Raw genomic sequence first — 11,504 nt, 5'->3', positions numbered from 1 at the left:
CGCATGAAAGACGGCAAGGTGGTGGTGCGCCCGCTCGCCGGCACCCGCAAACGCGGCGTCACCGAAGAAGAAGACCGCGCGCTCGAAGCAGAGCTGCTGGCCGATCCCAAGGAGCGCGCCGAGCATGTGATGCTGATCGATCTGGGGCGCAACGACATCGGCCGCATCAGTGAAACGGGAACGGTCGAAGTCAGCGAGTCCTTCGTGGTCGAGCATTACTCGCACGTGATGCATATCGTGTCGCAGGTGCAAGGCACGGTGAAACCCGGCCTCAGCTACATGGACGTGCTCAAGGCCACCTTCCCGGCCGGTACGCTCAGCGGCGCACCGAAGATCCGCGCCATCGAGATCATCCAGGAACTCGAACCCTACAAGCGCAACATCTACGCCGGTGCGATCGGCTGGATCGGCTGGTGGGGCGACGCGGACACCGCCATCGCCATCCGCACCGCGGTGATCCAGGGCGGCCGCCTGCACGTGCAGGCCGGCGCGGGCATCGTGTACGACTCCGATCCCGCGTCCGAGTGGGAAGAAACCATGAACAAGGGCCGCGCGCTGTTCCGCGCCGTGGCGCAGGCAGCGAAGGGGTTGTGACATGCAAAGCATCGTTCGTGGCTATGGCTGCCTTGCCGTGCTATTGACGCTCGTCTGCACATCGCCGCTGACCGCGCGCGAATCATCACCAAGCTGGCCGGATACGCCGATGAGCCGCGCCCAGGCGCTGGCCGAATTGCAGACCTTGAATGCGCAACTGCTCAGCCACCCCAGCGCCACGTTGACGCTGGAGCAATGGTGCGCCGCGCACCATCTGGCGCCGGAAGCCAAGGTCGTCGCTCACCGCGTACGCGGAGCAGATAAACCCCTGCCGGATGGCGCACGCGCCTTGCTCGGCATCGGCCCGAACGAGCCGGTGCGCTATCGCCGTGTGGCGTTGAGCTGCGGCGAGGTCGTGCTGTCCGACGCTGACAACTGGTACGTACCATCGCGCCTGACCGCAGAAATGAACAAGCAGCTGGACACTTCCGACGTGCCGTTCGGCAAGGTCGTGCAACCGCTGCATTTTCGCCGTCAGACCCTTTCTGCAGAGTTGTTGTGGTCGCCGCTGCCGCAAGGCTGGGACAGCGGCGCGCCGCTACCGCCCCCCAGCGACCAGCCGCTGACGATGCCGGCTCACGTGCTGCAGCATCGTGCGGTGCTGTACACCGGCGATAACCGGCCTTTTAGCCTGGTGGTGGAGAGCTATACCTCGCATGTGCTCGATCGTCCTTGAGCTGCAGGGCTGGTCCAGCAGCTTAGGCAGTCGGGACCGGCTCAGACGCTACACTTGAGCGGGCGGCTCGAGCTTCAACTGGCCGATGCGCACCACATTATCCAGCGGCGATGAAGTCATCCTTGTTTCCCATCAAGGGGATGGTCTCTCCAGCCAGCAGTTTAACCAGGAAGGGGTTGCGCCGTTCCAGTCGTTTGCGGAATTCGCTATGCGTATACAGCGTGGGATTGATCGGGCGGCCCAGGCGTTTTTCGGCAGGCGTGAGCGCTTCATAGATTTCTTCGAGCGTCAAATCGTCGGAGATCAGCAACAGGTCGAAATCACTGTGTGCAGTGTCGCGGTGAGCCGCAACGGACCCATATAAGAGTGCGAGTTGTACTTTCTTCGCAATGGAGTCGAGTGCTTCGCGCAAAATCTCGGCCGGGCCAAGCAGTTTGCCCACGATCCCGCATAGTTCGGCGAAAACGGGAGCGCTTGAATTAGCCTGGTAATGTTTCTGGTTGCCGTGCGTGCTCTGCACGATCAGCCCGCTCTGCTGCAGGCGTTCCAGTTCACGCTGCACTGCGCCTCGCCCACCGCCGGCAAGTTCGATCAACTGCTGCGTAAAAAAGCTGCGCTGAGGCTGGCCGAACAGCAGGGCAAGAACGCGCTGTTGGGTAGTGGTGAACAAGGCATCGGCCACGCTGATGCGCGCACGCGCAGTCGTACCTGCTGCGGGCTTGCGAGCGTTGGAAGCGGTGCGTTTGTCAGCCTTATTACCCATTTTGGGTAATTAGATACCCAAAATGGGTATATATCAAGCCGCTCTGGTCATCGATTGCTGCGCTGCCGCGATTCCCCCCGCTACAATGGCTGACGCTTGCTGCATGGCCCGGGCGTCTCGGGGCATGCAGGAGTTCGTGAAGTGCGGAATGTCCAGCGAATCCAAGAGTTAAGTCTGCCATGCTCCTCATGATCGACAATTACGACAGCTTCACCTTCAACCTCGTGCAGTACCTGGGCGAGCTAGGACAGGAGGTGAAGGTGGTGCGCAACGATGCGCTGGACGTGGCGGGCATCCGCGCGTTGAAACCCTCGCACATCATGATTTCGCCCGGCCCGGGCACGCCGGACGACGCGGGCGTGTCGCTTGCCGTGTTGCGCGAGCTGGGTGCGGAGATTCCGGTGTTCGGCGTATGCCTGGGACACCAGGCGATCGGCCAGGCGTTCGGCGGCAAGGTGATTCGCGCCAAGCAGATCATGCATGGCAAGACGTCGCCGGTGCGCCATCTGGGCAAGGGTGTGTTTGCCGGCTTGCCGGATCCGTTCGAGGCGACGCGCTATCACTCGCTGGTGGTGGAGCAGGCGAGCTTGCCCGATTGCCTGGAAATCACCGCCTGGACGGAAAACCCGGACGGTTCCATCGACGAGATCATGGGCCTGCGCCACAAGCGCTTGCCGGTCGAAGGCGTGCAATTTCATCCCGAGTCGATCCTTACCCAGTACGGCCATGACCTGTTGCGGAATTTCCTGGGTTTGCCGCTGCAAAAGCTCGCCGCATGACGGGACGCGCCATCACCATCACGCCGCAGGAAGCCTTGCAGCGGACGATCGAGCATCGCGAGATTTTCCACGATGAAATGATCGCGCTGATGCACCAGATCATGAGCGGCGAGGTGAGTCCGCTGATGACGGCCGCCATCATCACCGGTTTGCGTGTGAAGAAAGAAACGGTGGGCGAGATCACCGGCGCGGCGCGCGTGATGCGTGAGCTGTCGGCGAAAGTGGAGGTGCCGCCGCATCCGCATTTCCTGGACATCGTCGGCACCGGTGGCGATGGGGCGTCGAGCTTCAATATCTCCACCGCAGCGATGTTCGTGGCCGCTGCCGCCGGTGCGCGCATCGCCAAGCATGGCGGTCGCAGCGTGTCGTCCAAATCGGGCAGCGCGGATGTGCTCGAGGCGCTGGGCGCGCGCATCGATCTCACGCCGGCGCAGGTCGCGCAGTGCATGATCGAGACGGACATTGGTTTCATGTTCGCGCCGAACCATCACCCCGCGATGAAAGTGGTCGCGCCGGTACGCAAGGAAATGGGCGTGCGCACGCTGTTCAACATCCTGGGGCCGCTTACCAACCCCGCTGGGGCGCCGAACATCCTGATGGGGGTTTTTCACCCGGATCTTGTCGGTATCCAGGTACGCGCCTTGCAGGCGCTGGGCGCGCAGCACGCCTTGGTGGTGTGGGGGCGCGACGGCATGGACGAGATCTCGCTGGGCGCTTCCACCCTGGTGGGTGAGCTGCGCGACGGCGAAGTGCACGAGTACGAGGTGGAGCCGGAAGACTTCGGCCTGGCCATGGCCTCCAGCCGCAACCTGCGGGTGGAAAACGCCGAGGAATCCAAAGTCATGCTGCTGGATGCCCTGGGCAATCGCCATGGCGTGCCGCACGACATCGTCTGCTTGAATGCTGGCGCCGCCTTGTATACCGCAGGCGTGGTCAAGAGCATCGCCAGTGGCATCGAATTGGCCCGGGCAACCATCGCCAGCGGCGCAGCACGTGCCAAAATGGACGCGTTCGTCGCGGCCACCCACCGGCTGGCAGAGGGTTGACCCGGTCGCGACTTTGCTCTCTTCTTGAGTTCCCTCCCGTGCCGATCAGAAGCCCATGACCGACATTCTTCAACGCATCCTTGCCCGCAAGGCGGAAGAGCTCGCCGAGCGCAGCGCCAAGTTGCCGCTGAAAGAATTGTCCGCACGCGTGGCGGACATGCCCGATACGCGCGGCTTCGCAGCTGCCATCGAAGCAAAGATCGCCGAGGGCGATTCGGCGGTGATCGCCGAAGTGAAGAAGGCCAGCCCAAGCAAAGGCGTCATCCGTGCCGATTTCGATCCGGTGGCGATCGCGCGCAGCTACGAGCTGGGCGGCGCGGCGTGCTTGTCCGTGCTGACCGATAAGGACTTTTTCCAGGGCAGCGAAGATTTCCTGCGCCAGGCACGCGCTGCGTGTTCGCTGCCGGTGCTGCGCAAGGATTTCGTGATCGATCCTTACCAGGTGTATGAGGCGCGCGCGATCGGCGCCGATTGCATCTTGTTGATCGTGGCCGCGTTGGGTGATGCTGCGCTGCTGGAGCTGTCATTGCTGGCGGCGGAGCTGGACCTGGACGTGTTGTGCGAAGTGCACGACGCTGAAGAACTGGAGCGTGCGCAAGCCGTGCCGGTCCCCTTGATCGGGGTCAACAACCGCAATCTGCGCACGTTTGAAACCACGCTCGAGACCACGCTGCAACTGCAGCAGCTGATGGAGTACGACCGTATTCTGGTCGCCGAATCGGGCATCCACACGCCTGAGGATGTCGCGCTTCTGCGCGACGCAGGCATCAGCGCATTCCTGGTTGGCGAAGCGTTCATGCGCGCGGCCGATCCGGGGCAGGCATTGAAACGGCTGTTCAATACGCACTGATCATGCTTACAGGGGAAACGACTCACGCAGCGGCGGATGCTGGTAGCACCGATGCGTCCCGCACGGTGCTGTTTGATTTTGATGGCGTACTGTTCCAGGGTGATGCCTTCGAGCAATTCATCCGGCATCGCTACGCCCGCTCCGCGATCTACAAAGCGCTGGCGTTCGTGACGATGCCATGGTGGCTGCTTTGCGGCGTGGTTTCCCGTCGGCGCGCGGCGTGGGCGCTCAGTCACGTGGCCTTGTGCGGGCTGGGCGCGCAGCGTTATCAGGCCGCTGCCGAAGCTTTCGCCGACCAACTCGTGCGCCGGCCGCGCCAGTTCTATCGCGATGGCCTGGCTGCATTGCGCCGGCATGTGGCGGACGGCGACGAAGTGATCGTTGTTACCGGTTGCGAGCGAATCTTGGTAACGCGCCTGCTGAGCCAGTTGGGGCTGCCTGAACTGACCGTCTTTGCCACCCAGCTCAAGCCCGGCTTGTTCGGCATGCGCCTGCAGGTGCATAACGTCGGCCGCCGCAAGGTACAGAATCTGGCGGCGAAAGGCGTGACCCGCTGGCGGCTCGCGTATAGCGACTCCTTCCAGGACATGCCGATGCTCAAACAAGCCGGCGAGGCCGTGCTGGTGAACGGCACGCCCAAGCTGTGCAAGCGGGTGGAGAAGGCGCTGGGTCGCACGGTCACGCGGGTGGCGTGGTACTGAAGGCCTCTTTTCGGGCTTGCAGGGGCTTGCGGGTACAGCCTGACAGAGATACGTTAGTGCTTACGTATTTGTCTTAAAGGCATGTTTCATGTACCTGGCGTCCCTGGGCAAGCTGGCACTCGGCAGCCGCCTGAAAGCGCTTAGCGATCACTTCTACGGCGCGGCCGACGAGGTCTACCAGACCCTGGGCGCCGGCATCGAGTCACGCTGGCTGCCGGTGTTGCGCTATCTGTGGGATGTCGGCCCCAGCTCCGTGACGGAAGTGGCCGATGCCATTGGCCAGACCCATTCGGCGGTCAGCCAGCTCACCGACAAGCTGCTGCGCGCAGGCATGGTGCGGCGTCGGAAAGACCCTGCCGATGGCCGGCGCACCATGCTGGTGCTGACCGACAAGGCGCATGCCGCGCTCGCCGAGCTGGGTCCGATCTGGTGTGCCGTGCGCCGCGGTGTCGACAGCTCGCTGGAAGAGCATGCGGCACAACTGCTGGAGGCCATTGCCGCGTGCGAACTCGCCCTGCAGCAACGCCCGGTGGCGAAGGCGATCCTGGCCGAGCATGCGGCGATCAAGGCGGCACCGCTGGACATCGTGCCGTATTCGCCGGAACTGCGCGAAGACTTCTATCGCTTGAACGCGCAATGGCTGGAACGCTATTTCCGCATCGAACAGGTCGACCGCATGGTGCTGAGCGATCCGGAGCGCTACATCCTGCAACCGGGCGGCGCGATTTTCTTCGCGCGGCTGGGCGAGGAGATCATTGGCACCTGCGCCCTGCTGTGCGAATCCCCCGGCATTTTTGAGCTCACCAAGATGGGCGTCGACGAAACCTTCCGCGGACTGGGCGCAGGGAAACGCCTGCTGGATGCATGCATTGCCGAATTTCATCGGCGCGCTGGCCATACGCTATTCCTGGAATCCAATAGCCGTCTCAAACCAGCCCTGCGCATGTACGAGAAAGCCGGATTTGTACTGCAGCCATCGGTGCGCCCGGGCTCGCATTACGAGCGGGCGGACGTGTACATGATTTATCAGCCGCCCACATAACCTGCGTCCTCTCCCCGGTTGGGGAGAGGAGTAAAGGCGCAAGGCTCAGCGCGTACCGCGCACCACGATCGTCTTGCCTGATACATCGATCATGCCTTGCTCTTCGAGTTGCTTGAGCACGCGACCCACCATCTCGCGCGAGCAGCCCACGATGCGGCTGACTTCCTGGCGGGAAATGCGGATCTGGGTGCCATCGGGGTGGCTCATCGCATCGGGCTCCTGGCACAGGTCCAGCAGGGTGCGTGAGATGCGGTTGGTCACGTCCATGAAAGCCATGCGGCTCACCTGGCGCGAAGTGCGCAGCAGGCGATGGGTGAGCTGGGCGCCGATGGCGAACAGGATCTTCGGGCATTCCTCGCGCAGCGGACCTTCCATCAGCTGGAACAGGCGCTCGTAGCTGATCTCGGCCATCTCGCACGGGGTGCGGGTGCGCACCATCGACTCGCGCTGCGCCTGCTCCACGAACAGGCCCATTTCGCCGATGAACTGGCCGCGGCTGATGTACGCAAGAATCAGCTCGCGCCCCTGCTCATCTTCCGTGCAGACGGCCAACGAGCCCTCGATCACGTAATAAAGCGTATTGGCGGGGTCGCCGGGGCGGATGATGGCAGTTTTGCCCGGGTAGCGGCGGCGGTGGCAGAGCCCGAGGAAACGCTCCATGGAGGCCGGATCGGGTGCGAAGCCGAGCGGCGCCTGTGAACGTTCGAAGGCCTGTTGTAACTGGTATTTCAGTTGCACCACAGAAGTTTCCCCAAGCTGGTTGGTCTTGATGGCCGCCCATCCCGCGACCTGGTTTGAATCCATGCGCATCCCCTGCGACTTTCGCATTATGGCAAAGACATGTGAAGCAGAGGGATGATCCGAGGCAGATCGCATAGGCGGCGTGATCGCCCGCCGCAGTCTCCGCCACGGCAATCCTTCATGTGGTCGACAGGTGGTCGATCGCCGGCCCGGCGATGCTGCAGTACAGGAAGTCATCGCTTCCCAGGTTCTGTTTTTCGGCAAATTGCCGCATACTTGGCAGTCTTCCGGACGACTGCAGCCGCTTTGCCATCGTTCGTACACAAGGGGCGTGCAGGATAAGGGTCCAGCACGCTTTTCAATCAGCGGGGACCCTTGTAGCTAACCCGCCTCACCTGTCGGCCGTGACCCGGCCATGGAGTGTCGCCGTGGTGAAACCTCTCCCGCGCCTGCGCCTGCAGGGCTTCAACAACCTTACCAAGGCCCTGAGCTTCAATATCTACGATATCTGCTATGCGGTGTCGGAAGACCAGCGCCAGCGCTACATCGAGTACATCGACGAGCAGTACGACGCCGATCGCCTCACCCAGATCCTCACCGACGTGGCCGAGATCATCGGCGCGAACATCCTCAACGTGGCCCGCCAGGACTACGACCCGCAGGGTGCCTCCGTGACCATCCTCATCTCCGAGGAGCCGGTGGTGGAGAAGCTCGGCCGTGACACCATCTCCGATGCGGTGGTGGCGCACATGGACAAGAGCCACATCACCGTCCACACCTATCCGGAAACGCATCCGCACAACGGCATTGCCACTTTCCGCGCGGACATCGACGTGGCCACCTGCGGCGTGATCTCACCGCTGAAGGCGCTGAACTACCTGATCGACAGTTTCGAGTCGGACATCGTGGTGTGCGACTACCGCGTGCGTGGTTTCACCCGCGATGTAAAGGGCAAGAAGCATTTCATCGACCACAAGATCAACTCGGTGCAGGATTACCTGGCGCGCCACATCCGCCAGAAGTACGAGATGTTTGACGTGAACGTGTACCAGGAAAACATCTTCCACACCAAGATGCACATCAAGGACTTCGACCTCGACACCTACCTGTTTGAGGCGCACGCGGATGATCTCTCCTTCAAGGAACGGCAGAAGATCGAGCAGCTGCTGCGCAGGGAGATCGAGGAGCTGTTCCACGGACGCAACCTGATGTGACGAAAAAGCCCGCCGAAAGGCGGGCTTTTTTTGAGAAGGCGCGGTGAGAAGCATTAAACCCTGTACGCCACCGTCTTCATCACCATCGACGTCACATGCATCATTTGTGGAATCGGAAACGGCAGCTTGATGCCGCCGCGCTCCCGTGCACGTTGCGCATGGCGCACCTCGTCTTCTTGCATCTGTTTCAGCACCGCACGTGAGCGCTCGTCCTGCGCGGGCAATTTGTCCATGTGTTCGGCCAGGTGCGCTTCCACCTGCTTTTCGGTTTCGACCACAAACCCCAGGCTCACCTTGTCGCCAGCCAGCGCCGCCAGTGCGCCGATGGCGTAGCTGCCCGCATACCACAACGGATTGAGCAGGCTGGGCTGGCTGTCCAGTTCATGCAGGCGCTCGGCACACCAGGCGAGGTGGTCGGTTTCCTCGCTGGCCGCTTCATGCAGGTGGGCGCGGTTTTCCTCTTTGCGCGCCAGTGCAGCCTGTCCGTCGTACAGCGCTTGCGCGCATACCTCGCCGGTGTGATTGATACGCATCAGGCCGGCGACGTGGCGGCGCTCCTTGTCGTCCAGCTCGGCGTCGGCAAAGTGATGGGCGGGGGAGGGGCGGTGCGCTTCCGGCGTGCCGGCCACGGTTTCCAAAGCGCGTTCGATGCCGGCAAGCAGGCGATCGAGGGGGGTGAGCGTACGTACGTTCATGACGGTATCCATTGCTGCACAAGCAGGGTCAGCGGGTGCAAGGTCGGCAAGGCCGGGGCTTTTTCTTGCAGCCCCGCCGCCAAATGCAATCGGCAACCCATATTGGACGACAGAAGGCCTTGCACATCCAGCGTCTCAATCTGCATCAACACGCTTTCGCGCAGCCGCGCTGCACGTTCCGGGAACTGCAGCACATGGCTGCCGGCCGCGCCGCAGCAATAAGGCGGTGCAGGCAGGCGCGTCAATGCCAGCTGCGGGATGCGCTGCAGCAGCTGCATCAGGGCCGTATCGCTACGCGCCACATTGGCCTGTGTACATGGGACGTGCAGCGCGAATCGGGCGGGCAGGGGCTCAAAGGACAGCTCATCGATATGCTCGGCAAGCAGACGATAGGGGTCGTCGACGCGTACTCCCGGCAGAGCCCCGCGCAAAGTGCTCAGGCAGCCGGGGGTTACCGTGACCAGACAATCCGCGCCCGATTTCGTCCAGGCGCGCTGAAGACGCGCAGCAGCTGCGTCGCCCTCGCGTATGGCGCCATCGTGCCGATCCAGCGCGCCGCAACAGAATGCCGGCATGCGCACGACCTGGAATCCGGCAGCGGTCAGCAAGGTTTGCGCAGCGCGCTCGGCGTCCGCGTCCTGGACGCTGGCGGCGCAGCCGGGAAATAGCGCTACGATGCCGGCCTTTCTGCCGACTTTGCGTGGCAAGGGAGGACTGGGGTTGGGTTTAGAAGTGTTATGGCTGGATGCCAAAGCCAGGGCCGCCCGCCAGGAAGCAGGCAGTATCCGCCTCGGCCAGTGGCTCGCCCCGGTCCAGCGAGCCAGCCTTTGCACCCAGCGGTTCAGTCTTGGCCGCTTCACGATTTCCAGCAAAAACCTGGGCCGTTCCGGCGCAGGCCCCAGCAGGGCCCGGGTCTCAATCAGTAACGCCTCGTACCTGACTCCTGCCGGACAAACCCGCTCGCAACCGAGGCATCCCAGGCAGTGGTCCAGCGGCTCGCGCAGCGCCGCACTGGCGGAAACCTGCCCCCGGGCGAGTGCCGCAGCAATCGCGATGCGCCCGCGCGGCGACTCCGATTCATTGCCGTCCAGCGCATACGTAGGGCACACGGGCAGGCACAGGCCGCATTGCACACACTGGTCGGCCAGCGCGGCGATGCGGTGTTGGGGGTTCTCAAGGGGCATGCTATCCATGCTATCATTCACGACTCGCGGCCCCTCGTGGGCTTGCGCGACAGATGAAAGCTTCGTTATCATCTCGCGCCTTTATTCACCGATTCCGCTTACCGCCCTCCTGGCGGCAGACAGGTATTCCGAAATGAAAACGTTCAGCGCCAAGCCGGAAAGCGTCAAGCGCGACTGGTACGTGGTTGATGCCACGGACAAGACGCTCGGTCGCCTCTCGACCGAAATTGCGCGTCGCCTGCGCGGCAAGCACAAGCCCGAGTTCACCCCCCACGTGGATACCGGCGACTACATCGTCGTGATCAACGCTGAGAAGGTGGCCGTCACCGGCGCCAAGCTGGACGACAAGATGTACCACCGTTTCACCGGCTACGTCGGCAACCTCAAGACCACCAGCCTGAAAGATCTGCTGGCTACCCATCCCGAGCGCGTCATCGAGATCGCCGTGAAGGGCATGCTGCCGAAGAACCCGCTGGGTCGCGCCATGTACCGCAAGCTCAAGGTGTACGGCGGTGCCGAACATCCGCATACCGCCCAGCAGCCGCAGGCGCTGGAAATCTAAGGAAACATCATGGCGATTCAGCAGAATTACGGCACCGGCCGCCGCAAGACCTCCGCAGCTCGCGTGTTCCTGCGCAAGGGCAGCGGCCAGATCGAAGTGAACGGCAAGAGCCTGGACGATTTCTTCGGCCGCGAAACCTCGCGCATGATCGTGCGCCAGCCGCTTGAACTCACCCAGAGCAGCGACAAGTTCGACATCAAGGTCACTGTCGCCGGCGGCGGCATCACCGGCCAGGCCGGCGCCATCCGCCTCGGCATCGCCCGCGCCCTGATCGAGTACGACGAAAGCCTGAAGCCCCAGCTGCGCAAGGCCGGCTTCGTGACCCGCGACGCCCGCGAAGTCGAGCGTAAGAAGGTCGGTCTGCACAAGGCCCGTCGCGCCACCCAGTTCTCGAAGCGCTAATCCTCGCAAGAGGCAGCACTTCGACCGTCCGGTGCATCAAGTCAGAGCGCACCGCTCGGCCAAGGTATTGGGAGATCGTCTAACGGTAGGACAACGGACTCTGACTCCGTTTATCTAGGTTCGAATCCTAGTCTCCCAGCCAAACCTGTAAGCCCTTGGGAAACCAAGGGCTTTTTTTGTGGCCGTGATTTCGGCAGCGGACGCTCTGGCGGACGGTGCCCACATGACCAGTTTGCGCGTTCCGCATTACCTGAC

Annotated in this window: 15 protein-coding genes and 1 tRNA gene; 12 read left to right on the top strand and 4 right to left on the bottom strand. The window is 62.8% G+C overall.

The features are described 5' to 3' along the window. Positions 1 to 594 (top strand): anthranilate synthase component I family protein (locus VMA74_RS05270; RefSeq protein ID WP_325365507.1); only part of this gene is annotated, 594 nt, incomplete at its 5' end. 1 nt (position 595) lies between these two features. After that, positions 596 to 1,270, top strand: a complete 675-nt coding sequence (locus VMA74_RS05265; protein ID WP_325365505.1) for a hypothetical protein — start codon at positions 596 to 598, stop codon at positions 1,268 to 1,270. A 97-nt stretch (positions 1,271 to 1,367) separates the two neighbouring features. On the opposite strand, the gene VMA74_RS05260 is transcribed toward VMA74_RS05265, so the two are convergent. Continuing rightward, complete coding sequence (locus VMA74_RS05260) at positions 1,368 to 1,712, bottom strand: nucleotidyltransferase domain-containing protein (RefSeq protein ID WP_325365503.1); 345 nt, start codon at positions 1,710 to 1,712, stop codon at positions 1,368 to 1,370. Between the two features lie 48 nt (positions 1,713 to 1,760). On the opposite strand from VMA74_RS05260, the gene VMA74_RS05255 reads away from it, so the two are divergent. The 6 genes from VMA74_RS05255 to VMA74_RS05230 all read left to right on the top strand — a co-directional run bounded on the left by VMA74_RS05255 (position 1,761) and on the right by VMA74_RS05230 (position 6,451). Beyond that, the gene (locus VMA74_RS05255; RefSeq protein WP_325365501.1) at positions 1,761 to 2,042 is read left to right on the top strand and encodes a hypothetical protein; all 282 of its coding nucleotides are present in this window, start codon (positions 1,761 to 1,763) and stop codon (positions 2,040 to 2,042) included. Positions 2,043 to 2,212: 170 nt separating this feature from the next. Continuing rightward, entirely contained in the window at positions 2,213 to 2,812 is a 600-nt protein-coding gene (locus VMA74_RS05250; protein WP_325365499.1) for an aminodeoxychorismate/anthranilate synthase component II, read from the top strand. Then, positions 2,809 to 3,858, top strand: coding sequence for an anthranilate phosphoribosyltransferase (trpD, locus tag VMA74_RS05245; protein WP_325365497.1), 1,050 nt, complete (start codon positions 2,809 to 2,811; stop codon positions 3,856 to 3,858). Before VMA74_RS05250 ends, trpD begins: the two co-directional genes overlap by 4 nt. 55 nt (positions 3,859 to 3,913) lie before the next feature. Beyond that, complete coding sequence (trpC, locus tag VMA74_RS05240) at positions 3,914 to 4,708, top strand: indole-3-glycerol phosphate synthase TrpC (RefSeq protein WP_325365495.1); 795 nt, start codon at positions 3,914 to 3,916, stop codon at positions 4,706 to 4,708. Positions 4,709 to 4,710: 2 nt separating this feature from the next. Continuing rightward, positions 4,711 to 5,409 carry a haloacid dehalogenase-like hydrolase gene (locus VMA74_RS05235; RefSeq protein ID WP_325365493.1) on the top strand — a complete coding sequence of 233 codons (699 nt, stop codon included), beginning with the start codon at positions 4,711 to 4,713 and terminating at the stop codon, positions 5,407 to 5,409. Positions 5,410 to 5,497: 88 nt separating this feature from the next. Further along, positions 5,498 to 6,451, top strand: a complete 954-nt coding sequence (locus tag VMA74_RS05230) for a helix-turn-helix domain-containing GNAT family N-acetyltransferase (protein WP_325365491.1) — start codon at positions 5,498 to 5,500, stop codon at positions 6,449 to 6,451. Positions 6,452 to 6,496: 45 nt separating this feature from the next. On the opposite strand, the gene crp is transcribed toward VMA74_RS05230, so the two are convergent. Continuing rightward, positions 6,497 to 7,111 carry a cAMP-activated global transcriptional regulator CRP gene (gene crp / locus VMA74_RS05225; protein ID WP_414649560.1) on the bottom strand — a complete coding sequence of 205 codons (615 nt, stop codon included), beginning with the start codon at positions 7,109 to 7,111 and terminating at the stop codon, positions 6,497 to 6,499. Between the two features lie 509 nt (positions 7,112 to 7,620). Here crp and speD point away from each other — a divergent pair. After that, complete coding sequence (speD, locus tag VMA74_RS05220; RefSeq protein ID WP_126685269.1) at positions 7,621 to 8,406, top strand: adenosylmethionine decarboxylase; 786 nt, start codon at positions 7,621 to 7,623, stop codon at positions 8,404 to 8,406. Between the two features lie 53 nt (positions 8,407 to 8,459). On the opposite strand, the gene coq7 is transcribed toward speD, so the two are convergent. Together coq7 and VMA74_RS05210 are read right to left on the bottom strand one after the other, a co-directional pair. Continuing rightward, a complete protein-coding gene (coq7, locus tag VMA74_RS05215; protein ID WP_414649559.1) occupies positions 8,460 to 9,113 on the bottom strand; it encodes a 2-polyprenyl-3-methyl-6-methoxy-1,4-benzoquinone monooxygenase in 654 nt (217 codons plus the stop codon). Further along, positions 9,098 to 10,306 carry a (Fe-S)-binding protein gene (locus VMA74_RS05210; RefSeq protein ID WP_325365487.1) on the bottom strand — a complete coding sequence of 403 codons (1,209 nt, stop codon included), beginning with the start codon at positions 10,304 to 10,306 and terminating at the stop codon, positions 9,098 to 9,100. The genes coq7 and VMA74_RS05210 overlap by 16 nt, the downstream gene beginning before the upstream one ends. 112 nt (positions 10,307 to 10,418) lie before the next feature. On the opposite strand from VMA74_RS05210, the gene rplM reads away from it, so the two are divergent. The 3 genes from rplM (at position 10,419) to VMA74_RS05195 (ending at position 11,391) form a co-directional block, all read left to right on the top strand. After that, positions 10,419 to 10,847 carry a 50S ribosomal protein L13 gene (gene rplM, locus VMA74_RS05205; RefSeq protein ID WP_192678755.1) on the top strand — a complete coding sequence of 143 codons (429 nt, stop codon included), beginning with the start codon at positions 10,419 to 10,421 and terminating at the stop codon, positions 10,845 to 10,847. 9 nt (positions 10,848 to 10,856) lie between these two features. After that, positions 10,857 to 11,249 (top strand): 30S ribosomal protein S9, encoded by a 393-nt coding sequence (gene rpsI / locus VMA74_RS05200; protein WP_325365484.1) that lies wholly within the window; start codon positions 10,857 to 10,859, stop codon positions 11,247 to 11,249. A 68-nt stretch (positions 11,250 to 11,317) separates the two neighbouring features. Further along, positions 11,318 to 11,391: transfer RNA gene (locus VMA74_RS05195), tRNA-Gln, on the top strand. The last annotated feature ends 113 nt before the right edge of the window (positions 11,392 to 11,504 follow it).

This window comes from Dyella sp. (assembly GCF_035508675.1).
Taxonomy (GTDB): Bacteria; Pseudomonadota; Gammaproteobacteria; order Xanthomonadales; family Rhodanobacteraceae; genus Dyella_B.
This window is presented reverse-complemented; position numbering and strand designations above follow the sequence as displayed.